23 protein-coding genes are annotated in these 24,163 nt (G+C 45.1%); 7 read left to right on the top strand and 16 right to left on the bottom strand.

Going from position 1 to position 24,163, the window contains the following annotated elements; all coding sequences use genetic code 11:
• Positions 1-5: 5 nt before the first annotated feature.
• Both M2125_RS01430 and uvrB read right to left on the bottom strand, forming a co-directional pair.
• On the bottom strand, positions 6-575 hold the full coding sequence (locus M2125_RS01430) for a Fe-S cluster assembly transcription factor (RefSeq protein ID WP_076022893.1): 570 nt from the start codon (positions 573-575) through the stop codon (positions 6-8).
• A gap of 141 nt (positions 576-716) precedes the next feature.
• A complete protein-coding gene (gene uvrB, locus M2125_RS01425) occupies positions 717-2,870 on the bottom strand; it encodes an excinuclease ABC subunit UvrB (RefSeq protein ID WP_280742369.1) in 2,154 nt (717 codons plus the stop codon).
• 159 nt (positions 2,871-3,029) lie between these two features.
• Here uvrB and M2125_RS01420 point away from each other — a divergent pair, with 159 nt between their 5' ends.
• Genes M2125_RS01420 through M2125_RS01400 form a run of 5 tightly spaced genes read left to right on the top strand, consistent with a single transcriptional unit; the run spans position 3,030 to position 7,372 of the window.
• Complete coding sequence (locus tag M2125_RS01420; protein WP_277540096.1) at positions 3,030-4,229, top strand: amino acid aminotransferase; 1,200 nt, start codon at positions 3,030-3,032, stop codon at positions 4,227-4,229.
• A gap of 30 nt (positions 4,230-4,259) precedes the next feature.
• Positions 4,260-5,549, top strand: a complete 1,290-nt coding sequence (locus M2125_RS01415) for a polyhydroxyalkanoate depolymerase (RefSeq protein WP_076022890.1) — start codon at positions 4,260-4,262, stop codon at positions 5,547-5,549.
• A 56-nt stretch (positions 5,550-5,605) separates the two neighbouring features.
• Positions 5,606-6,298, top strand: coding sequence for an electron transport complex subunit RsxB (gene rsxB / locus M2125_RS01410; RefSeq protein ID WP_280742368.1), 693 nt, complete (start codon positions 5,606-5,608; stop codon positions 6,296-6,298).
• A complete protein-coding gene (gene nth, locus M2125_RS01405) occupies positions 6,298-6,954 on the top strand; it encodes an endonuclease III (protein ID WP_280742537.1) in 657 nt (218 codons plus the stop codon). The genes rsxB and nth overlap by 1 nt, the downstream gene beginning before the upstream one ends.
• Entirely contained in the window at positions 6,947-7,372 is a 426-nt protein-coding gene (locus M2125_RS01400) for a DUF1841 family protein (protein ID WP_280742536.1), read from the top strand. The genes nth and M2125_RS01400 overlap by 8 nt, the downstream gene beginning before the upstream one ends.
• 4 nt (positions 7,373-7,376) lie before the next feature.
• Here M2125_RS01400 and M2125_RS01395 read toward each other — a convergent pair whose 3' ends face one another.
• The 5 genes from M2125_RS01395 to clpB all read right to left on the bottom strand — a co-directional run bounded on the left by M2125_RS01395 (position 7,377) and on the right by clpB (position 13,214).
• Positions 7,377-7,727: a hypothetical protein gene (locus M2125_RS01395; protein ID WP_076022887.1), complete on the bottom strand. Its 351-nt coding sequence runs from the start codon at positions 7,725-7,727 to the stop codon at positions 7,377-7,379.
• 57 nt (positions 7,728-7,784) lie between these two features.
• Positions 7,785-8,366 (bottom strand): hypothetical protein, encoded by a 582-nt coding sequence (locus M2125_RS01390; RefSeq protein WP_076022886.1) that lies wholly within the window; start codon positions 8,364-8,366, stop codon positions 7,785-7,787.
• Positions 8,367-8,442: 76 nt separating this feature from the next.
• A complete protein-coding gene (locus tag M2125_RS01385; protein WP_280742367.1) occupies positions 8,443-8,883 on the bottom strand; it encodes an HIT family protein in 441 nt (146 codons plus the stop codon).
• A gap of 88 nt (positions 8,884-8,971) precedes the next feature.
• The gene (aceA, locus tag M2125_RS01380; RefSeq protein ID WP_076022884.1) at positions 8,972-10,270 is read right to left on the bottom strand and encodes an isocitrate lyase; all 1,299 of its coding nucleotides are present in this window, start codon (positions 10,268-10,270) and stop codon (positions 8,972-8,974) included.
• Positions 10,271-10,610: 340 nt separating this feature from the next.
• On the bottom strand, positions 10,611-13,214 hold the full coding sequence (clpB, locus tag M2125_RS01375; RefSeq protein WP_076022883.1) for an ATP-dependent chaperone ClpB: 2,604 nt from the start codon (positions 13,212-13,214) through the stop codon (positions 10,611-10,613).
• A gap of 137 nt (positions 13,215-13,351) precedes the next feature.
• On the opposite strand from clpB, the gene M2125_RS01370 reads away from it, so the two are divergent.
• Positions 13,352-13,594, top strand: a complete 243-nt coding sequence (locus M2125_RS01370; protein ID WP_076022882.1) for a GIY-YIG nuclease family protein — start codon at positions 13,352-13,354, stop codon at positions 13,592-13,594.
• An 87-nt stretch (positions 13,595-13,681) separates the two neighbouring features.
• On the top strand, positions 13,682-16,447 hold the full coding sequence (gene mgtA, locus M2125_RS01365; RefSeq protein ID WP_076022881.1) for a magnesium-translocating P-type ATPase: 2,766 nt from the start codon (positions 13,682-13,684) through the stop codon (positions 16,445-16,447).
• 76 nt (positions 16,448-16,523) lie between these two features.
• Here mgtA and M2125_RS01360 read toward each other — a convergent pair whose 3' ends face one another.
• The 9 genes from M2125_RS01360 to M2125_RS01320 form a co-directional block, all read right to left on the bottom strand.
• Entirely contained in the window at positions 16,524-17,039 is a 516-nt protein-coding gene (locus M2125_RS01360) for a hypothetical protein (protein ID WP_076022880.1), read from the bottom strand.
• 41 nt (positions 17,040-17,080) lie between these two features.
• Complete coding sequence (gene pal / locus M2125_RS01355) at positions 17,081-17,575, bottom strand: peptidoglycan-associated lipoprotein Pal (protein ID WP_277540105.1); 495 nt, start codon at positions 17,573-17,575, stop codon at positions 17,081-17,083.
• A 74-nt stretch (positions 17,576-17,649) separates the two neighbouring features.
• The gene (locus M2125_RS01350) at positions 17,650-18,009 is read right to left on the bottom strand and encodes a hypothetical protein (RefSeq protein WP_076022879.1); all 360 of its coding nucleotides are present in this window, start codon (positions 18,007-18,009) and stop codon (positions 17,650-17,652) included.
• A gap of 46 nt (positions 18,010-18,055) precedes the next feature.
• On the bottom strand, positions 18,056-18,523 hold the full coding sequence (gene moaE, locus M2125_RS01345) for a molybdopterin synthase catalytic subunit MoaE (RefSeq protein ID WP_277540108.1): 468 nt from the start codon (positions 18,521-18,523) through the stop codon (positions 18,056-18,058).
• 1 nt (position 18,524) lies between these two features.
• The gene (moaD, locus tag M2125_RS01340) at positions 18,525-18,782 is read right to left on the bottom strand and encodes a molybdopterin converting factor subunit 1 (RefSeq protein WP_076022877.1); all 258 of its coding nucleotides are present in this window, start codon (positions 18,780-18,782) and stop codon (positions 18,525-18,527) included.
• Between the two features lie 35 nt (positions 18,783-18,817).
• The gene (locus M2125_RS01335; RefSeq protein WP_280742366.1) at positions 18,818-20,059 is read right to left on the bottom strand and encodes a molybdopterin molybdotransferase MoeA; all 1,242 of its coding nucleotides are present in this window, start codon (positions 20,057-20,059) and stop codon (positions 18,818-18,820) included.
• A gap of 31 nt (positions 20,060-20,090) precedes the next feature.
• Positions 20,091-21,533, bottom strand: coding sequence for a threonine synthase (gene thrC, locus M2125_RS01330; protein ID WP_277540112.1), 1,443 nt, complete (start codon positions 21,531-21,533; stop codon positions 20,091-20,093).
• Between the two features lie 32 nt (positions 21,534-21,565).
• Complete coding sequence (locus tag M2125_RS01325) at positions 21,566-22,876, bottom strand: homoserine dehydrogenase (RefSeq protein ID WP_076022874.1); 1,311 nt, start codon at positions 22,874-22,876, stop codon at positions 21,566-21,568.
• Positions 22,873-24,129 (bottom strand): pyridoxal phosphate-dependent aminotransferase, encoded by a 1,257-nt coding sequence (locus tag M2125_RS01320; RefSeq protein ID WP_076022873.1) that lies wholly within the window; start codon positions 24,127-24,129, stop codon positions 22,873-22,875. Before M2125_RS01320 ends, M2125_RS01325 begins: the two co-directional genes overlap by 4 nt.
• Positions 24,130-24,163: the final 34 nt, after the last annotated feature.

The raw sequence follows: 24,163 nt of genomic DNA, 5'->3' as shown, positions 1-24,163 counted from the left end.
TTTCTTTAACTTTGCTGCGCTAGATTAAAAACAGAATTAATAAGTGGTCGCTTTGGCGTGATCTCTTTTTTGACTGCAATGATAGGTGCTGGCTTATCCGTTTTAAAACCATCACCTCTCATTTTCTTTTGGCGCATGTCATGTATAACGATGCCCCGCCCTTCTTGCTGTTGTACTAAATCACGCAATGAAACAGAGCTCAGATACTCAACCATCTTCGAATTGAGGTTAGACCAAAGATCATGAGTCATGCAACGACCCTGATTGTCTTCATCGCTATGGCAATTTCCTTTGCCACCACATTGAGTTGCATCTAAAGGCTCATCAACAGCAACAATAATGTCAGCCACGCTAATCTCGTCGGATTTACGCGCTAGGGTGTATCCACCACCGGGTCCTCTGGTACTTTCAACAATGTTGAAACGGCGTAATTTGCCGAACAACTGCTCTAAGTAAGAGAGGGAAATTTTTTGTCTTTGGCTAATTCCAGCCAATGTTACAGGTCCATGCGTTTCACGCAGGGCTAAATCGATCATTGCGGTTACTGCAAAACGGCCTTTAGTTGTAAGTCTCATATGTCACCTTGGTAATGGATTGTTATGGACAGCTAACAGTCGGATGGGTAATACCCGACTATTCCACTCAACTTTACCACATTCCCCACTAATTTGCTCGGGAATTATCCCAAAAAACCAAGGGGCATTCATCCCAAAACGCTAGACAGAGTCATGAGAAATCGCTCCAAAAGCCATTTCTTTTACCTTAGCGAGGCGATCCCTGGTTGCCCCCGCCTTTTCGAACTCCAGGTTCTTAGCTTCGGCGTTCATTTGCTTCTCCAGACGCTTTATTTCGGCCGCTAGGTCTTTTTCACTCATATCCTCATAACGAGCGCGCTCTTGCTCAGATTGCATCTCAGAACGCTTCTCTTTGACGTCGTAAACCCCATCAATGATATCTTTGATGCGCTTTTGTACCCCTCTGGGCTCAATTCCATGCTCCTTATTAAAAGCAATTTGCTTGGTTCGCCTTCTTTCGGTCTCACCCATAGCGCGGCGCATCGAATCCGTAATACGGTCTGCATACAAGATGGCCTTGCCGCGAACGTTTCTTGCGGCACGGCCAATCGTCTGAATCAGACTACGCTCTGAGCGCAAGAAGCCCTCCTTGTCAGCATCCAAAATGGCCACCAAGGAAACCTCTGGAATATCCAAACCTTCGCGTAATAAATTGATACCAACCAACACATCAAAAATGCCTAAGCGTAAATCACGCAAAATTTCGACACGCTCGACTGTATCGATATCCGAATGCACGTAACGCACTTTGACGCCGTTATCCGATAAATAATCCGTCAACTGCTCTGCCATACGCTTTGTCAGTACAGTCACTAATACGCGTTCATGTAGGTTGACGCGCTCATGAATCTGCTGCAATAGGTCGTCAACCTGAGTAGTTGCCGGCAGAACTTCAATTTCTGGATCTACCAAACCAGTTGGCCTTGCAACTTGCTCCACTACTTGCCCTTGATGCGTCTTCTCATAGTCAGCCGGGGTAGCAGAAACAAAAATGGTTTGACGCATTTTGGTTTCAAACTCGGTGAACTTGAGCGGTCGATTATCCATTGCCGATGGCAAGCGAAAGCCGAATTCAACCAAGGTATGTTTTCGCGACTTATCACCGTTATACATTGCATTGAGTTGACCGATTAATACATGACTCTCATCCAAGAACATGAGCGCATCGTTAGGTAAATAGTCTACCAAGGTAGGCGGGGCATCCCCTGGAGCGGCACCAGAAAGATGGCGGGAGTAATTTTCAATCCCTTTACAAAAACCCAATTCATTGAGCATCTCCAAATCAAAGCGCGTGCGCTGCTCCAGTCGCTGCGCCTCTACTAACTTCCCGTCTTTCACAAACTCATCTAGGCGCGTGCGTAATTCAGTCTTAATCGTTTCAATGGCTTTTAGAACAGTTTCACGTGGAGTTACATAGTGAGAACTTGGGTACACAGTAAAGCGTGGAATCTTTTGACGAATACGTCCTGTTAGTGGATCAAAAAACTGCAGACTTTCAATCTCATCATCAAATAGTTCCACGCGCACTGCTAGCTCGTTGTGCTCTGCTGGAAAGATATCAATCGTGTCGCCACGCACCCTAAATACACCACGCTTGAAATCTGTTTCATTGCGGTCGTATTGCATCGCAATCAGGCGCATCAAGATATCGCGCTGACTCATCTTGTCGCCAGGGCGTAATGTCATCACCATACTGTGATAGTCGCCAGGATTACCAATACCGTAGATTGCTGAAACAGTCGCAACAATAATGACATCACGCCGCTCTAACAAACTCTTGGTAGCGGATAAACGCATCTGCTCAATATGCTCATTGATGGATGAATCTTTTTCAATGAACAAATCCCGCTGGGGAACGTACGCCTCCGGCTGGTAGTAGTCGTAATAACTAACAAAATACTCGACTGCATTGCGGGGGAAAAACTCCCGAAACTCGCTGTAAAGCTGAGCGGCCAGGGTCTTATTTGGAGCAAAAATGATGGCCGGACGTCCAGTACGGGCGATCACATTGGCCATTGTGAAGGTTTTGCCTGAGCCGGTTACCCCTAAGAGCGTCTGAAACGTCAATCCATCCTCAACGCCCGCTACGAGGGCATCAATGGCGCCTGGCTGGTCTCCAGCAGGTGGGAAGGGCTGGTAGAGCTGATATGGCGAATCTGGAAAAGTAACGAATTTCGCTGGATCCAAATCATGTCCGACCTCGCCCAAAGGGTCAACCGCTGGAACTTTTTTTATCTCAGCAACTGGGTCAACGGGGGATTTTTTAGGGGACTTAGGGGGCATCTCAGCTATCATTTCATCTGTGAGCTTTGTTCACAGCGAATTTTGTATAAACGTTGATTTTGCCGTTTTTCTTTGGAAAAAGTTGAATACGTTCTCAAAACTAAACAATTTAGCCAAATTTAACGTCGATTAATCCTGAAATAACCTATAAATTACCCCTTCTGACTCCAAATGACTCTCTTCCACTCTGTTCAATTAGCCCCTAAAGACCCTATTTTTGGCCTTACCGAAGCCTATGTTGCCGATCAACGCGCTGATAAGGTGAATTTAGGTGTGGGTGTTTATTACACAGATGAAGGCAAGATTCCACTCTTGCAAGCGGTAATTAAGGCAGAAGAAGCGCTAGTTGCAAAACACGCGCCTCGTGGCTACATCCCAATGGAGGGCCCAAGTCAATACAACCTGGCCGTTCAAACACTACTTTTTGGTAACGACTCGTCTTTAATTAAAGATGGTCGCGTTGTTACTGCTGAATGTATCGGTGGCACCGGTGCATTACGCGTAGGCGCAGATTTTATTAAGCGTCTCAACTTAAATGCCCCTGCCGCAATTAGCAATCCAACTTGGGAAAACCACCGCGGTATTTTCGAAGCAGCGGGTTTTGATGTTGTTGAGTACAGCTACTTCGATAGTAAAACTCGTGGTGTTGATTTCGATGGCATGGTGAAATCCCTGGAGTCTTTCCCAAAAAATACGACTGTAGTGCTTCACGCCTGCTGCCATAACCCTACCGGCGCAGATATGACCGAAGCGCAATGGCGCCAAGTAATTGATATTTGCAAATCCAAAGAGCTGATTCCATTTTTGGACATGGCTTATCAAGGCTTTGCTGATGGCATTGAGCAAGATGGGGTTGCCGTGCGTTTATTTGCCCAATCTGGTCTCTCATTCTTTGTATCAAGCTCATTCTCTAAATCATTCTCACTCTATGGTGAGCGTGTTGGCGCACTCTCCATCGTCACAGAATCTAAGGATGAATCAGCGCGCGTCATGTCTCAACTCAAACGTGTGATTCGCACCAATTACTCAAATCCGCCCACACATGGCGGAGCAATTGCTACTGCTGTCCTGACCTCACCAGAACTACGCCAGCTTTGGGAAGATGAATTAGCGCAGATGCGCGAGCGTATTAAATCGATGCGTGAAGCGCTTGTCAGCAAATTAGCGGCCGCCGGCGCCAAACAAGATTTTGAATTTATTAATGCCCAGCGCGGTATGTTCTCTTACTCCGGCTTAACTCCAGAGCAAGTGGAGCGTTTACAAAAAGAAGACGGCATTTATGCCCTCTCAACAGGTCGTATTTGCGTAGCTGCCCTCAATACCAAAAATATTGATAAAGTAGCTACAGCGATTGCCCGCGTCATAGCGTAACAAGCGGATCACTGTTTTACAGGAGGTAATATGCTTTATCAGTTACATGAGTTTCAAAAAGCGCTACTTCAACCAATGAGCTCGTGGGCTCGTGCGGCCTCAGAGGCTTTTATTAATGCCTCCAATCCAGCATCTAAGGTTCCGGGATCAGAACGTTTAGCCGCAAGCTACGAGCTACTCTATCGCCTAGGCAAAGACTACAAAAAACCGGAGTTCGGCATTCGCTCTGTGCAAGCTCATGGACGTGAAGTCGCCATTCATGAAATTGCTACGATTACCAAACCTTTTTGTAAATTAATTCGCTTTAAACGTTTTTCTGACGATGTCGAAGTCATTAAAAAATTAAAAGAAGATCCATCTGTTTTGGTGGTTGCCCCACTTTCTGGTCACCACTCCACTTTATTGCGTGACACTGTGCGCACCCTCTTGCAGGATCATAAGGTTTACATCACCGACTGGGTAGATGCCCGCCTCGTACCAACTTCAGAGGGTGACTTTGGCCTAGATGATTATGTTCATTATGTACAGGATTTTATTCGCACGATTGGCGCAAAAGATTTGCATGTGATTTCCGTATGCCAACCTACAGTTCCGACTTTAGCGGCAATCTCCTTGATGGCTTCGGCTGGTGAAGTAACTCCAGCATCCATGATCATGATGGGTGGACCAATCGATGCCCGTAAGTCGCCTACCGCTGTGAATAACTTGGCGGACCAAAAGTCATATGAGTGGTTTGAAAGTCATGTGATTTATAAAGTTCCGCCTTCATATCCAGGCGCTGGACGTAAGGTATATCCAGGCTTCTTGCAGCACACTGGCTTTATCGCCATGAATCCGCAAAACCATTTGCAGTCTCACTGGGATTATTTCCAAAACCTAGTGCGCGGTGACGAGCAAGATGCTGAAGCCCATATTCGTTTTTATGATGAATACAACGCTGTATTGGATATGGATGCCAAATTCTATTTGGATACCATCAAAACAGTATTCCAGGATTACTCTTTACCAAACGGCACTTGGGAAGTAGCTGGTCAATTGGTGAAGCCGCAAGATATCAAAAAAACTGCTCTTCTGACGGTAGAGGGCGAATTAGATGATATTTCTGGAAGTGGCCAAACGCGTTCTGCACATGCATTGTGTGACGGCATTCCAAAAACAAGTAAGGATCATTACGAAGTTGCTGGCGCAGGTCACTATGGCATCTTCGCAGGTCGTCGTTGGCGTGAAAAGGTCTATCCAAAGATCAAATCATTCATTCGCGAGCATCAACCTGCGCAGCGAAAAACCAAAGCCCGCTTACCAAAACTAAACGCAAAGTAAGCCAAGACAATAAGAGGCCAATTGGCCTCTTATTTAATTAGTGTCTCAGGTATTCCATGAAGATCAAGCAAGCGAACGCACTTATCGATCGCCTGGAAGATATTCTTCCGCAAACTCAATGCACTAAATGCGGCTACCCCGACTGCAGAGCTTATGCTCAGGCCCTAGCGACAGGTGAGGTGCGTCCCAATCGTTGCCCACCTGGGGGTGTAGAAGGTATTCGACGCCTATCTGCCGCATTGGAACCAATTTTCCCTCAGGATGCATTTGCACAAAACCCTGTAATCGTTCCAGAGTGTGGCGAAGAACGCACTAGAGCAATTGCCTTTATCGATCCTAAGCAATGTATTGGTTGCACCTTATGTATCCAAGCATGCCCTGTTGATGCCATTGTTGGCGCCTCCAAGCAGATGCATGTGGTGCTAGATCAATGGTGCACCGGCTGCGACTTGTGTCTACCACCTTGCCCGGTAGACTGCATCACGATGATTGAAGTTTCAAATCATCAAACAGGATGGGACGCATGGTCTGCAGAACTGGCTGATGAGGCTCGCTCTAGATATCATTCAAGATCATTGCGCTTAGATCGGGAAATTCGAGATAACGAAGAGCGTCTGGCTAAAAAAGCTGCGGCAAAATTAACTGTAGTTAACGCCGAAAGACCTGACTCCGAGGAAGCAAAAAAAGAGCAGGATCGCAAACGGGCAATCATTGCAGCCGCCATAGCAAGAGCAGCACAACAAAAATGATGAACCTAGAAAAACGGCACGCTTTCTTTGAATTACTCAAAGCCAACAACCCCCATCCGGAGACGGAGTTGGAGTACAGCTCACCTTTTGAGTTACTGATTGCCGTACTACTTTCTGCCCAAGCAACGGATGTCTCTGTCAATAAGGGCACTCGTCAGCTTTTTAAGATTGGCAATACTCCCCAAGCCCTTCTAGAGCTTGGGGAGGAAGGTGTAAAGCCGTACATTCAACATATTGGCTTGTTCAACTCCAAGGGCAAGCATATACAAGAAACCTGCCGCCTCTTATTAGAAAAACATCAAGGCATCGTTCCACAAACAAGGGAGGAGTTAGAAGCGCTACCAGGCGTTGGTAGAAAGACTGCTAACGTCATTTTGAATACTGCCTTTGGTCAACCTACCATGGCGGTTGATACCCATATCTTTCGAGTATCAAATCGTACCGGCCTAGCACCTGGAAAGGATGTAGTCAAAGTGGAGGAGCAGCTACTGAAACGTGTTCCTCGAGAATTTTTGCAAGATGCCCACCATTGGCTTATTCTGCATGGCAGGTATACATGCAAGGCTCGCAATCCCGAGTGCGAACAATGCATTGTCGAACCTTTATGCAGCTATAAGCAAAAAACAGGCAAAGGAAAAGTTCGTGGCGATATTTAACCCAACCCGTGAAGAAGTTAGACGTTTTTTCTGCAATACCTGGAAAAAGAAAATAGAGAATCACATCCTGACGCCGATGGAAACATTGGCCGCAGATTGGATGACCGAACATCCGGAATACCATGCAGTACTCGCCGATCCTGAGGGCGCCTTAGAGCAAGATTACACACCAGAGCGTGGCGAAACCAACCCCTTTTTGCACCTTTCAATGCATCTCTCTATTAGTGAGCAGATATCAATCGATCAGCCACCTGGCATTCGCAAGATAGCTGAAGATTTAACAAAAAAATTGGGATCAAAACACAAAGCGCAACACCAGATGATGGAATGCTTGGGTCAAGTAATGTGGGAAGCGCAGCGAGAAGGGGGGCAACTGAGCCCCGAGAAATACCTCGAGGCCCTAAAACGGCTTTGTTAATATCTCAGCTTGCTACAGCCATCTCCAAAAGCTGAGAAAGTTTTTCATAATGACGCAGTGCTTTCTTTGATGGCTGCACCCACTTCCGCCTTTGATCAACGCTATCAGTTACCAGCTTAATATAGCCCAAACGATCAAGCTTTTTAATACGGCCATGCAAAGTTGCCTGAGAGCCAATCTGACTCAAGACCAATAAATCACCCACCAGAATTTCGCGATTCTGTGTATACCCCAGCATAACTTGATCGAGCAATTGCGTCTCAATTGCATCCAACTTTTTCTCTGGCTTTTTTGCATCCATTGCACTTAAGCAATTCAGGAAACGCAAGTATGAAGAATGATTAATCTTACTCATGGCTATATTTCGTTCTATGTTTTCTAATAAATCTCTTATTTAGAGATGATTGTAAGCTTATTTTTTTAAGCGAAGAATGACTTTGATCAATTCTTTATTGCGCAATATAAACACGGCTGCACAGACAAAAATGGCATTACCGGCTAGGTTACCCATGATAGTTAAATAGCCTGCGTGGATAATGTTCCCGCCACCCAAATACCCAATATCCAATTGGCTATAAGTGTATGCATAAACAAAACCATTGCAAATGCTAGCTAGGGTGGCAAGTATCACTATTTGATAGTAGCTGAGGCCATCAAGACTAGGATCAATCCTAAAACACCACAGCATCAATTCCACTAATAGATACAGGGCCAGACTGACAGCTATTGCTAGCAATAGCCAATCACTCCAAAATTGTACTGAGTTCATCAACATTAAACGACTGAAAATGGCAATGCCAGAACCGAGTGCGCCACGCCAGTTAAATATTAAGATTGCAAACAACTTCATGCCTGCCGGCATAAAGACGAAATAAGTGATCGGACTGCTCTGCAAGCCTGGAATCAAAAAAGTAAAGCCAAAAAAAACCCAATACAGCAAGAAAGAGATGCCTATCTCTGATAAATTATTTTGAAGGATTTTGCTGATAGTCACAATGGTTAATCTTTCAATTGATTATACCTTTTATAAACTCTTGGATAGCAGATGCACTTGTCCAAAGGAGATGCAATCAGAATAACGCGGCAATACCTGATTTAATGGCTGCCGGTAACTCTAAGACCTTTGCCTTGCGGGCATCAAGAGTTGATTTTGGTGTGTCTTGGGTTTTTTCAGACCAGGCAGATCCAGGAAAGAATGGATCATCATTAAATCGGGGAATAATATGCCAATGGATGTGGGGAACCATATTGCCCAGCGAGGCTACGTTGATCTTGCCAGGGTTCATGACATGACGAACCGCCGCTTCAACCACAAAAACCAAATCCATCAAATGGCCACGTTCAGCAGAAGTGAGATCAGTCATCTCAGCCACATGATCAGCCCAAATCACACGACAAAACCCCGGCAAATTAGGGTCATTTATCAAGATCACCCTGCAATCATCTCCGCGCCAAATCAGAGTTTCCCCATCTGTAGAAGATGCTTCTTTACAAAGTATGCAATTGGTCATAATAGAAATGTATATGAAAAAGGCATCTAAGTCACCCTTGTGAGGTAATTTAGATGCCCAGGTAATACAAACTACTTAGGGATTCGATTTAGTGGAATTGCTCTTCTTCAGTGGAGCCTGTCAACGCAGTCACGGAAGACTTGCCACCCTGAATGACTGTGGTGACATCATCAAAGTAACCGGTACCAACTTCTTGCTGATGCGAAACGAAAGTGTAACCACGATCACGCGCTGCAAATTCTGGCTCTTGAACTTTTTCTACGTAAGCTGTCATGCCGCGCTTAGAGTAATCTTGTGCCAAGTCATACATGTTGTACCACATAGAGTGAATACCAGCGAGGGTAATAAATTGATACTTATAGCCCATTGCCCCTAGTTCGCGTTGGAATTTAGCAATCGTTGCATCGTCCAGATTTTTCTTCCAGTTAAATGATGGCGAGCAGTTGTAAGCCAACATTTTTCCAGGGAACTTCGCACGAATCGCTTCAGCAAACTTGCGAGCAAAGTCAAGGTCGGGCGTACCAGTTTCACACCAAACCATATCAGCGTATGCAGCATAAGCCAAACCACGTGAGATGGCTTGATCCAAACCCTTGCGAGTTTTGTAGAAGCCTTCTGGAGTTCGTTCGCCAGTCAAGAATGGCTTATCGTTTTCATCGTAGTCTGATGTCAATAAATCAGCTGCTTCAGCATCAGTACGCGCCAAGATGATAGTCGGTACACCCATTACGTCTGCAGCTAAACGCGCAGAAATTAATTTTTGTACAGATTCGGTCGTTGGCAGCAATACCTTCCCACCCAAGTGCCCGCACTTCTTAACTGAAGAGAGTTGGTCTTCGAAGTGAACGCCAGCAGCACCCTGCTTAATGAGCGCCTTACTTAATTCAAATGCATTTAATACGCCACCGAAACCAGCCTCAGCATCGGCAACAATTGGTGCAAAGTACTCAATATAACCAGCATCACCGGGATTGATGCCCTTTGCAGTCTGAATCTCATCAGCGCGTTGAAATGAGTTGTTGATGCGCTCAACCATTTTTGGAACTGAATCCACTGGATACAAAGATTGATCTGGGTACATAGCAGCATATGAGTTACCGTCAGCCGCAACCTGCCAACCAGAAAGATAAATCGCCTGAATTCCGGCTTTAACTTGTTGCATTGCTTGGCCACCAGTCAATGCACCCAAACAATTTACATAAGCTTCGTTATTGACTAAATCCCACAATCTTTCAGCGCCATGCTTAGCTAAAGTATGTTCAATCTTTAATGAACCACGCAAACGAACAACGTCTTCGGCCGTATAGCCTCGGGTAATACCTTTCCAGCGTGGATTTGTATCCCAATCTTTTTGAATTGCTGCGATTTCTGCTTTGCGATCTGCCATGTTTTTCTCCCTAAGTTAAACAAGTACCTCTGATATATCGAAATATTTAGACAATTAACTCTTATGTCTTATATAAGAGTTTAGATATATTGCAAAACGATGCAAGCTAAATTGATGGGATTTAAATAAATATTTAATCCATTTAAATCAGTTACTTATATTATTTTTTTACATTATGAAAATAAAAATCAACCGATGAAATACAAATCACCCCCTAATGCTGTATTGCTTTTTACGCAGCGCAATAACATTTCATATTATGAAATGTTATTGGAGAAACCAAAATAAAGGCGCTCAAAGAGCGCCATATCCATCAGGACATTTTGTTACCCAAAAATTGTTAATGCACTTGGCGCGTAAAACTAAAGTCACCTTTAGAGTCCACATCCACTGGCACCACATCCTTAGGGCCAAACTTGCCTTCTAAGATCATCTTAGAAACTGGGTTTTCAATATGCTGCTGAATTGCACGCTTTAGTGGGCGAGCTCCAAACACGGGATCAAAACCAACTTCAGCTATCTTGCCTAAGGCGGCATCACTCACATCAAGTTGCATATCTACCTTAGCCAATCGATCTGACAAGTTCTTCAATAAGATCTTGGCGATATTTGCAATATTGCCTTTGTCGAGTCCATGGAATACCACGATCTCATCAATACGATTCAAAAACTCAGGACGGAAGTGATTCTTTAACTCCTCAAATACGGCATCTTTGATTTCAGATTGCTTCTTATCGGTCATTGACTGAATCAAATGCGAACCAATGTTGCTGGTCATGACGATCACAGTGTTCTTAAAGTCCACGGTACGACCTTGACCATCAGTCAAGCGACCATCATCTAGTACCTGTAAGAGTACATTGAATACATCTGGGTGCGCTTTTTCAATCTCATCAAACAAGATCACACTGTATGGGTGACGACGAACTTGTTCAGTTAAATAACCACCCTCTTCGTAACCAACATAGCCGGGAGGCGCGCCAATTAAGCGTGCAACACTATGCTTCTCCATGAACTCACTCATATCAATACGAATAAGATGATCTTCGCTATCAAACAAGAAGCCAGCTAATGCCTTGCAAAGCTCGGTCTTACCAACGCCAGTAGGTCCAAGGAATAAGAACGAGCCATAAGGACGATTCTCTTCTGCCAGTCCGGCACGCGAGCGGCGGATAGCATCAGATACTGCCCGAATAGCCTCTTCCTGGCCAACAACGCGCTGATGCAACAACTCCTCCATCTTCAGCAACTTGTCTCGCTCACCTTGCATCATCTTGGATACTGGAATACCGGTTGCACGAGAAACAACTTCAGCAATCTCTTCAGCGCCAACTTGGGTGCGCAAGAGCTTATGTTTCACAACACCATCTTTATCGCCCTTAGCTTCTGCAGCGGCGGCGGATTTGAGCTTAGCCTCCAACTCTGGTAATTTTCCATATTGAAGCTCTGCGACTTTCTCTAACTTACCTTCGCGCTGTAATTTAGCGATATCTGCCTTGATCTTCTCAATTTCCTCTTTGATGTTGGCAGCGCCCAAAACGGCACCTTTTTCAGCTTTCCAGATTTCCTCCAGATCGGCATACTCAGCACCAAGGCGCTTGATTTCATCCTCAATCAGACCTAAGCGTTTTTGGGATGCCTCATCTTTCTCTTTTTTCACGGCCTCACGTTCAATCTTTAATTGAATCAAGCGACGCTCTAATTTATCCATTACCTCTGGCTTGGAGTCAATCTCCATCCGAATACGTGAGCCGGCCTCATCGATCAGATCAATTGCCTTATCTGGCAAAAAGCGATCCGTAATATAGCGATGCGATAACTCAGCAGCCGCAACAATTGCTGGATCAGTGATTTCAATACCGTGGTGCAATTCGTAACGCTCTTGCAAGCCGCGCAAGATCGCAATGGTTGCTTCGACACTAGGCTCCTCAACCATCACCTTTTGGAAGCGGCGCTCCAAGGCAGGATCTTTTTCAATGTATTTACGATATTCATCTAGCGTAGTAGCCCCAATACAATGCAACTCACCACGAGCTAATGCGGGCTTGAGCATATTGCCTGCATCCATTGCGCCATCGCCTTTACCAGCGCCTACCATTGTATGAATTTCATCGATAAAAATGATAGTGCGACCTTCATCCTTAGCCACATCACTTAAGACAGCCTTCAATCGCTCCTCGAATTCACCTCGATATTTGGCGCCAGCCAATAGCAAAGCCATATCCAAGACCAAGACGCGCTTATCTTTGAGGGTTTCTGGAACCTCGCCATTGACAATACGTTGGGCCAAACCCTCGACGATGGCTGTTTTACCAACCCCAGGCTCGCCTATCAGCACCGGATTATTTTTACCGCGACGTTGCAAAATCTGAATAGTGCGACGAATTTCATCATCGCGCCCAATCACCGGATCTAATTTACCCATCCGTGCACGCTCTGTTAAATCCACAGTGTATTTTTTTAAGGCTTCACGCTGGCCTTCGGCATCTGCACTATTCACTGATTCTCCTCCGCGTACTAATTCAATGGCCGCCTCTAATGACTTCCGATTTAAACCATTTTCACGAGCAATTTTTCCGAGCTCACCCTTATCTTCGGAGACTACCAATAAAAACAGCTCACCTGCAATAAATTGGTCGCCACGCTTATTGGCCTCTTTTTCAGTCAAGTTGAGCCAATTACTTAAATCCCGACCCACCTGCACTTCCCCACTGGTACCCTGTACCTCAGGAAGATTGCCAATTAATTTTTCAGTGGCTTTTTCCAAGCCAGGTACGTTGACACCAGCTCTTGTTAGCAAGCTCTTAGCTCCACCATCCGAATCACGCAACATAGCCAATAGCAAATGGGCAGGCTCGATATATTGGTTGTCTTTGGCCAGAGCCAGACTTTGTGCCTCACTCAAGGCCTCTTGAAATTTAGTTGTTAATTTATCTATTCTCATTTTTCTATCTCACATATTCCATGTATTCTTATCTATAGAATATAAGGACAATATGACCAATTTCAAGGTTTTTGCCCCGCTTTAGGCAAAACCCCTAGCCCGGCTTCTCACAATACTCCTTCAAGAACCCACTTATTTTGTCCTGGCTCGTATACCTACTCCAATGCGCTGATGGCAGTTTTTATGCTGGCATTACCAATCGCCTGGAGCATCGCCTGGAAGCCCATAATTCGGGGGAGGGTGCGCGCTATACCCGCTCACGTAGACCAGTGATTCTCCTGGCAACCCAAGCCCATCAAGACCGCTCAGAGGCCTCCAAGGCAGAGGCCAAGCTAAAACGCCTACCCCGAAAGAAAAAAATAGCCTTTTTTGAGAGCTAAGGCAATAAAATTCATCAACTGGCTACATGCAACGGCCTTATTCATGTCATAGACTTGTAATACTCCTCATCGCATCGGGCATTGCATATGAAGCTCTCATTTCTCAGCGAATTCTTTAATCGGTTCATTAGCAATCGAGGTATGCGGAGACACTTTCGTCGCCTAGCGATGTTTGACTCATTTCATGGGTCTGGTGCCAGTAAAGACATACCAGCAAGTATTTCTCATAAATTAAGCTTGGCAGCTACCAGCACTATTGACGAAGTCATTCAAACACTTGGCTCTCATGAACATGGGTTGACAGAAACGCAAGCATTTGCAGTGCGTGAGCTCGTTGGCCTAAATGAAATTCAGCAGGAAAAACCACCTCCCTGGTGGATGCATTTGTGGCGTTGCTACAAGACCCCCTTTGACATTCTACTGACCGTCCTAGCCATCATTTCTTATATTACTGAAGATATGAAGGCCACCGTTGTGATTGGTAGCATGGTCTTCCTATCCGTTCTGATTCGCTTTTGGCAAGAAAGAAAATCCAATAAAGCTGCTGATGCACTTAAGGCAATGGTAAGCAATACCGCTACCGTCATCAGGCGGGATCCGAGTGAATCTATTTTGGAAGAAGCGCAGGTTCATTTTGGAATTCAATCGCACCCTGAGATGAGCGAAAGAACGGAAATCCCTATAAATCAGTTGGTACCGGGCGATATTATTGCGCTCTCTGCGGGCGATATGATTCCAGCTGATTGCCGCATATTGAGCGCTAAAGATTTATTCGTCAGCCAAGCCGCGATGACCGGCGAATCTCTACCTGTTGAAAAATTCGCATCTCCAAAATCAGCCCAAACAAATAACCCTCTGGAGTTTGAGAACCTCGCCTTTATGGGTACTAACGTGGTCTCGGGAACGGCAACCGCAATTGCGATCAGCACAGGGGATAGCACCTATTTTGGAGTATTGGCTAAGGATCTAACGACTTCTAATCAAGAGCCTACACAGTTTCAGATGGGTGTTAATAAGGTGGCCTGGCTGCTAATTCGCTTCATGATGGTCATGACGCCACTCGTATTTTTCATAAACGGCTTTACCAAAGGCGATTGGGCAGAAGCATTTCTGTTTGCAATGTCCGTAGCGGTGGGCCTAACCCCAGAAATGCTGCCGATGATTGTGACATCGACGCTAGCCAAAGGTGCGGTGGTGCTCTCGAAGCAAAAAGTGATTGTGAAGCGCTTGGATGCCATCCAGAACTTTGGTGCAATGGATGTGCTTTGCACAGATAAAACCGGCACCCTCACACAAGACAAAATTTTCTTAGCAAATCATACAGATGCATGGGGCAAAGATTCAGATGATGTGCTTGAGTTTGCCTATCTCAATAGTTTTTATCAAACTGGCTTGAAAAATCTACTCGACGTAGCCGTGCTGGAATACAAGCATGTATATAAGGAGCTCAATCCCACGGTAAACTTTCATAAGATCGATGAAATTCCTTTTGATTTTCAAAGAAGGCGCATGTCGGTTATCGTCTCCAATCACGAAGGTAAAAACATCCTCATTTGTAAGGGCGCTGTTGAAGAGATCCTCAGCATTTGCACTACAGTGCAACAAGGGGGTCATAAGAGCAAACTAACCCCTGAAGTGTTAGCCAGTGTGAAGGAGGTTACCGCCGACCTCAATGAGGATGGCTTACGAGTTGTTGCGGTAGCCACCAAGTCCTTTGATGTCTGCAAAGAAACATTTAGCGTTGCAGATGAATCGGGTCTTATGCTGATTGGCTATGTAGCATTCTTAGACCCCCCAAAGGAATCAACAGCCCCAGCTTTAAAAGCGCTGGCCGACCATGGAGTCACCGTCAAAGTATTAACGGGCGACAATGAGCTGGTAACCACTAAAGTATGCAAAGAGGTTGGATTAGATGCCAGCGAAATTATCCTTGGATCCCAGATTGAGATCATGGATAACGAGGCGCTATCCGCGATAGTTGAGTCACATCATATTTTTGCCAAACTGACTCCAGCACATAAAGACCGAATTGTTCGCTCACTCAAGGCTGCAGGTCATGTAGTTGGATTTATGGGCGATGGCATCAACGATGCGCCAGCCTTACGCTCAGCAGATGTTGGAATCTCCGTCGATACTGCAGTTGATATCGCTAAGGAAGCGGCCGATATCATCTTGCTAGAAAAGAGTTTGATGGTTCTAGAGGAGGGTGTAATTGAGGGTCGCAAAACCTTCGGCAATATGCTCAAGTATATTAAGATGACTGCCAGCTCAAACTTCGGAAACGTTTTTTCCGTATTGATTGCAAGTGCATTTATTCCCTTCTTGCCCATGCTGCCAATGCAGTTATTGGTACAGAATTTGTTATATGACATCTCTCAGATTGCCATTCCTTTTGATAATGTCGACCCAGAATCCGTCAAACTCCCTCAACGCTGGAATCCTGGTGATATAGGCCGCTTTATGGTCTTTTTTGGACCGGTCAGCTCGATCTTTGACATCACAATTTATTGCGTCATGTGGTTTGTTTTTTCAGCGAACTCAGCCGAACACCAATCACTATTTCAATCGGGTTGGTTTGTTGAGGGGCTAATGACCCAAACATTGGTAGTGCACATGATTCGCACTAGAAAAATTCCATTCATCCAAAGCCGTCCGGGAAACGCCTTATTAGCAATGACAATAGCTATCATGGCGGCAGGTATATTTCTGCCTATGGGCCCACTAGCGTCCTACTTCAAAATGGTGCCGCTACCGTTGACTTATTTTCCAATCTTGGGAGCCATCTTAATTGGATATATCGTACTGACTCAACTAATGAAAAACTTTTATTCAAAACGCTTTGGTTGGCAATAATTATTTTTTAGATAGTAAAAAAGCCACGCGAGCGCAGCTTTTTTACTATTCATTACAGTACAAAAATTCGAAGCTCTTAATTGCCCCGTAACTTCTGCATTGTCTCTACCCACTGAGACTTAGCATACTGAATACGCATTGCCCGCTCCTGATTGGCAACGCCTATGGTGACCCGTTTAGACAAAAGATCTGCATACACAGCATCAATGTTCTTATAAAAATCACTATAAACGGCTACTAAAGCCGGCTTAGGAAACTCATCCGAGATGGCCCTGCAGACTACAGTGGAATCTTTAAAACGGCTCAAAACAATTGCTTGTTCAGGTGTGATCTTCTCGCTTGAATTAAATAACTCTTGCGCATTCGGATTATTTGCAGTTAACGAGATAACGTGAGCATCTACAAATTTCGCATCATCCGATTGATTGACCTTAGCAATACAGTCATTTAATTTTTTCTGAATGACATTCACCTGCTTTTGCAATTGTTCACCACTATTATTACTTGCGGGCTGAGATACCGATGTTTGTGTTCCAGCACAACCAGTCAAAGCAACTAGCAACAAGCACATGACCTTGTAAGTATTTTTCATCCATTTTCCTAATTAATTTGTTTTTTAACAAAGTCTGTTGCTTAACGATAAACAATATCAGCGCGACGATTTTCTTTAAAAGCGGCCTCGGTTTGCGCAGGATTGACAGGCTTCTCTTTACCAAAGCTCACCGCCTCAAGCTGGGATTCATTCACTCCAAGAGCCATCAAGGCTTTTTTGACAGCCTCAGAACGCTTTTCACCCAGTGCTAAGTTATATTCTGCTGTCCCACGATCATCTGTATTACCCTGAATAATGATCGAAGCTTTTTGTTTTTCAAATGCCTTTAAATAGGCAGCATGGGCAGAAATCACCGGAGCATATTTTGGATCGATGGTGTAGCTATCAAACTCAAAATAAATAGAGCGCTTTCCATAGACGCTTGATTTAGGATCGCTAATGGGATCGTAACCACTTCCACCCCCGGCATTGACCGATGCCACACCGTTGGTGTCATCCAATTTCACACCAGTACTACAAGCGGCAACAAATAAGATGAGACATGCCAAAGGCACAATTTTCAATAATTTCAACATAATCATTTTTCCCAAAAGAGACTCAACATGAGTCTTATAAAAATTAGGGGCGATATATATCACCCCGCCAAAAATTAGGCGTTTATTTTGGGGGGTTTAAATGCAGAGTCTGGAAAGTTTTGCGTTCTCAAATCGTCGTTCTCGAAAATGTACTTACGCTGTGTAAATTCAGGTAATGTCAGCGTATTGTTCATCTCACTAAGATGCGCTGTGATATGACTCATGATATTCAATGAACTCACTTGATGATGCTTATCATCGGCCGACTCTTTACTGGCATGAGCACCTTGACTTGCCGCACTTAAATTGAAGTGCGTTGTTTGATAGGCGCGCTCCAAGGCTGCCTCAATAAATATACTTGAAGCTGCAACCTTAAAGGCGAATAAAAAGAGGCAAATACCTAAAACGATTGTTTTAGAAGAACGCGGTAGCATCACTCAGATTCTATACCTTTCTGATGATTTTTAATCTGATAACCGTTTAGCTCTTGGGCTTATTTTCTACCCAGCGTGCCATAGCCACATCATCAGTAACGCGCGCATCCACCCACCGACCACCCCCAGGAGTTTCTTCTTTTTTCCAAAAAGGGGCTGCAGTCTTGAGGTAATCCATAATGAATTCACATGCAGCAAAGGCTTCCCCGCGATGGCTACTAGTCACAGCAACCAGGACAATTTGATCTTCTGGAAGCAATGGACCAACCCGATGAATAATTAAGGCCTGCCGAATATCCCAGCGCGCTTTGGCTTGAGCGGCAATATTCTCTAGTGATTTCTCAGTCATTTGTGGGTAATGCTCAAGCGTCATTCCCTTGACCTGGCAACCCTCATTCATATCGCGAACTGTACCCAAGATGCTAACTACCGCACCTACTTGAGCATCACCCTTGCGAAGGGCGGCAATTTCAGTGCCGAGATCAAAGTCTTCTTCTTGAATACGAACAGTCAATTTAACCCCCGGTCACTGGTGGAAAGAAGGCAATTTCAGCACCCTCTTGTAATGCAGTATCTTCAGGCACCATCTCATGGTTAAGCGCACATCGAATCGGCTTTCCTTCCGCCAACACTTGAGCCCACTGGCCCCCACGCTCACGTAAATATGAACGCAAATGCGAAATTGTTTTAATCTGACTTGGGATATCAATAGCCTCCTCGGAGCAAGCCAAGGCTTCACGTAATGAGGCAAAAAAACGTAATTGAAGGTTCATATGACTTTCGTAATCACTTAAGCTCAAAACATCTTTTAAGATAGTAATGCACTAAAGGGTATGTATTTAACCAATGCACCAGCCTTAAATGTTTGTCCGGCAGGACAGTCAATCAGACCATCTCCCCATGAAGCACTAGTGAGCACACCCGAACTCTGGTTGGGAAACACATCAAGGCCGCCATTGGAATTGACTTTGGCCCTTAAAAATTCATTGCGGCGATCTGCTTTAAGCCAATCAAAATCAGCCCGCATTTGATAGCTTGGTGAAAATAAGTCATTGCGTCCAGCTAACTTCAAAATAAAAGGTCGCACGAATAATAAAAAGGTGACAAAACTTGAGACTGGATTACCAGGTAAACCAATAAACCAGGCCTCTCCATCCGCAGATGAATCTGACTTACGAACAGCACCAAATGCCAGGGGCTTACCAGGCTTAATAGCGATTTGCCATAAATCTAAACGCCCCTCAGCAGTCACAGCAGGCTTAATATGATCTTCTTCGCCCACCGATACCCCGCCAGAGGTAATGATCAAATCATGCTCTTTACTGGCTTTACGTAAAGCTTCACGGGTTGCATCCAAACGGTCAGGCACGATTCCTAAGTCCGTGGCATCACAACCCAAGGAGCGCAAACAGGCCAACAGGGTATCGCGATTCGAATTGTAGATTCCACCAGGTTTTAGCGGCTCACCGGGCAAAGCCAACTCATCACCCGTAAAGAATGCGGCGACCTTGATGCGCCGTTTGACATTGAGGTGGGTGAGACCGGCTGAGGCGGCCACTCCCAATTCTTGTGGGCGCAAAATCATTCCGGCGTGCAAAGCTGTTTTGCTGGCACTTAAATCTTCACCACGTCGGCGAATCCATTGCCCCAATTTAGGAACACTATTAATTTGAATATGATCAGCTTGACCCTCTACCGCACTGCAGTCTTCTTGCATGACTACGGCATCAGCCCCAGCTGGAATAGGGGCTCCTGTAAAAATACGTGCAGCAGTTCCAGGCTGTAATTGAAGACCCATAGATCCAGCAGGAATGCGCTGAGTCACTTTCAATGTAGTGCCAGGCGAGAGGATATCGGTGCAGCGCACTGCATAGCCATCCATAGACGTATTGTCCAAGGGAGGCACGTCAACTTGACTAGCAATATCGCCAGCCAAAACACGTCCGAGTGCAGCTTGGGTTGTAACGAGCTCAGTTTCGTGAACTGGTTTTGCATGAGCCAATAGATGGTCCAAGGCCTCTTGCGCAGTCAACATCGGCGGCTTATTCATCTGACCTTAAATAATGGAAGCGCTAATTGATTTAATTCAAATGCTGAGTGATGAAGGCTTTGACCTGATTCACATCAGCATCGATATTTTCAACGCGTTGTGGTTTTGATTTGATATCTTTAAATGCTGGAGGACATTCTGCAGGGCGTCCTAGAGCCAACTCAATTGTCTCTTCAAATTTAATAGGCAAGGCCGTTTCCAATACCAGCATCGGAATACCTGTTTGTAAATGCTCACGAGCAACCTTCACACCATCAGCGGTATGGGTATCAATCATGATGCCATATTGCTCATCTACATTACGAATGGTTGCCAAGCGGTTTTCATGAGTACTGCGTCCAGACTGGAAACCGTACTTCCCGATCTCTTTAAAAACAGAGTCTTTGGATAAATCAAAGCCACCAAACTGGTCCACCTGCTTGAACATATCAGCAGTAAGCTTGCCATCTTGACCCATCAGATCAAATACAAAGCGCTCAAAGTTACTCGCCTTAGAAATATCCATCGAGGGACTTGAGGTGTGCAAAGTTTCCGCTGATTTTCGCGCACGATAAACGCCAGTGCGGAAGAATTCATCAAGCACGTCATTCTCATTGGTGGCAACAACTAAATGTTCGATTGGTAAACCCATCATGCGAGCAATATGCCCAGCACAAATATTTCCAAAGTTTCCCGAAGGAACCGTAAACGATACCTTCTCACTACTAGACTTAGTCGCTAGGAGATAACCCTGGAAGTAGTAAACGACTTGAGCGACTACCCGCCCCCAATTAATTGAGTTAACGGTGCCGATTTGATTGTTAGCCTTAAAAGCGTGATCATTGCTAACTGCTTTGACAATATCTTGGCAATCATCAAACACGCCAGCAACTGCCAAATTAAAAATATTGGGATCCTGCAAGGAATACATTTGTGCAGACTGAAATGCACTCATTTTGCCGCGCGGTGAAAGCATAAATACTTTGACACCCTCTTTACCGCGCATAGCGTACTCGGCAGCACTACCAGTATCACCAGAAGTTGCACCCAAAATATTGAGATTCTGACCTGCGCGCTTTAAGGCGTATTCAAATAAATTGCCAAGCAATTGCATCGCCATATCCTTAAATGCTAAGGTAGGCCCGTTTGAAAGACTAAGTAAACCAATACGAGCTCCCTGCTCCTCACCCAACCAATGCAAAGGCGTAATGTCTTTTGCATTATCTTGAGGACGTCCATTGCAGTAAACCTGCTCAGTGTATGTTTTACGGAGCAAAGATCGCAAATCATCTTCAGGAATGTCATCGCAATATAAGCTGAGAATTTCATAAGCAAGATCAGCATATGACAAGCTACGCCATGCATCTAACTGCGCCGGCGTAATCTGCGGGTATTCCGTTGGCAAATACAAGCCGCCATCTGGCGCTAAACCACCAAGTAAGATCTCAAGAAAGGATTGTTGCGGGCTATTGCCACGAGTGGATTGGTAACGCATATATGGGTACTTGCTCGATGCCTACTCGTAATTTAAGACAAATTTTCTAAACGAATTTTCACTACTTCACCAGCGACTGTTTTGAGATCTTGAATCTCACTGATTGCGGCAAGCATATTCTTTTCTTTTGTTTCATGGGTCAATGCCACTAAGTCAGTTTGACTCTCACCCTCATCAGCCTCTTTTTGCAAGAGGGCATCAATCGAAACGCCATGCGCAGCCAGAATTCTTGTGATGTCTGCTAACACGCCAGCTTGATCAGCAACACGCAAACGCAAGTAGTAGCTAGTGGTGATTTCACCCATCGGTAAAACAGGTGTATCGCGCACTGCATCAGCCTGGAATGCTAAATAAGGAACGCGATTCTCGGGGCTTGCGCCTAATAAGCGTGTGATATCGACTAAATCGGCAATCACTGCTGAAGCAGTTGGCTCTGATCCAGCGCCTTTGCCGTAGTACAAAGTGGTTCCAACTGCATCACCGAATACCTGAACAGCATTCATAGCGCCCTCTACGTTTGCAATCAAACGCTTGGTAGGGATTAAGGTTGGGTGCACGCGCAACTCAACCCCACTAGCAGTCTTCTTGGCAATACCCAGTAACTTAATGCGGTAACCCAATTGTTCAGCATAGCGAATATCAATTGCATCGAGCTTGGTAATGCCCTCAACGTGCGCCTTCTCAAATTGCATCGGAATACCAAATGCAATCGCACTCATGATGGTTGCTTTGTGGGCTGCATCCACACCTTCAATATCAAATGTTGGATCAGCCTCTGCATAACCTAAGCGCTGCGCTTCTTTTAAGACGGTAGCAAAATCCAAGCCCTTGTCACGCATTTCAGAAAGGATAAAGTTGGTTGTGCCATTAATAATTCCAGCAATCCACTCAATCCGATTGGCCGTTAAACCCTCACGCAAAGCCTTAATAATTGGAATACCGCCAGCAACAGCAGCTTCAAAGGCAACCATGACACCTTTTTCATGAGCAGCTTTAAAAATTTCATTGCCATGAACCGCAATCAAGGCCTTATTGGCGGTGACCACATGCTTACCAGCAGCAATGGCCTCAAGCACCAAATCCTTGGCAATCCCATAACCACCAATTAACTCGACCACAATATCAATTTCAGGATTGTTAATCACAGCACGCGCATCACTTACTACTTGTGCATGATCTTTTACCAACTCCTTGGCACGCTCAACATTGAGATCAGCAACAGTATGGATATGAATACCACGACCAGCACGACGCAAAATTTCATCTTGATTACGTTCAAGTACGGTGAAAACACCGCCGCCTACAGTACCAATACCTAACAGTCCAACTTGAATCGGTTTCATGATGCCTTTGCTGCTGTTGAAGCCGCTTTGCGGCCATGTTTTTGACGATAACGCTCCAAGAATCGCGCTAAGCGGCTAATAGCCTCTTTCAACACATCCTCATGGGGCAAGAACACTACACGGAAATGGTCTGGCTGGACCCAGTTAAAACCCGAGCCCTGCACCAACAACACCTTTTCCTCTTTTAATAAATCGGCAACAAATTGCTGATCATCCTCAATTGGATACATATCGCGATCCAATTTCGGGAACAAATACAGGGCAGATTTTGGCTTCACGCAGGTAACGCCTGGAATATCCGTTAACAATTTCCAGGCTAAATCGCGCTGTTTTGCTAGGCGACCACCCTCAGCAACTAAATCGTTAATACTTTGATAGCCGCCTAATGCTGTTTGAATAGCGTATTGTCCTGGCACGTTGGCACACAGACGCATAGATGACAACATATTGAGACCCTCAATATAGTCGCGCACCATTTCCTTATCACCTGAAACCACCATCCAGCCAGCACGATAGCCGCAAGAACGATAATTTTTAGAAAGGCCATTAAAGGTGATCACCACTACGTCTGTTGATAAAGATGCAAGCGAAATATGCTTCTCTTGGTCATACAACATCTTGTCGTAGATTTCATCGGCAAACAAAATCAAACCATGCTCACGCGCAATCTGCGTCAACTCAAGTAAGATTTCTTTAGAGTAAATCGCGCCCGTGGGATTATTGGGATTGATTGCCACAATCGCTTTAGTACGAGGCGTAATTTTTTTACGAAGATCGTCTAAATCCGGAGCCCACTCTTTGGATTCATCGCACAAGTAATGCACTGGAGTACCGCCAGACAGACTCACTGCCGCCGTCCACAAGGGATAATCTGGCGCAGGCACCAAGACTTCATCACCCGTATTGAGCAAGGCATTCATTGCTAATACGATGAGCTCAGACACCCCATTGCCGGTATAGATGTCCTCCAGAGTAACGCCCTGGATACCCTTTTCTTGGCAATACTGCATGATGGCTTTGCGAGCAGCAAAAATACCCTTGGAATCTGAGTAGGCAGAGGCATTAGCCAAATTGCGAATAATGTCGAGCTGTATCTCCTCAGGGGGATCAAAACCGAATACCCCCACATTTCCGATGTTTAATTTGATGATTTTTTGACCCTCTTCCTCCATGCGCTGAGCAAGCTCCAGCACGGGTCCACGTATGTCATAACAAACGTTATTGAGTTTTTCGGACTTTAGGATGGGTTTCACAATAAATTAAAGGGTAAGTTCTTGAAATCTAGGA

This window comes from Polynucleobacter sphagniphilus, from assembly GCF_029892205.1.
Classification (GTDB): domain Bacteria; phylum Pseudomonadota; class Gammaproteobacteria; order Burkholderiales; family Burkholderiaceae; genus Polynucleobacter; species Polynucleobacter sphagniphilus.
Note: the sequence above shows the minus strand (reverse complement) of the source record. Positions and strands in the feature narration are given on the sequence as shown.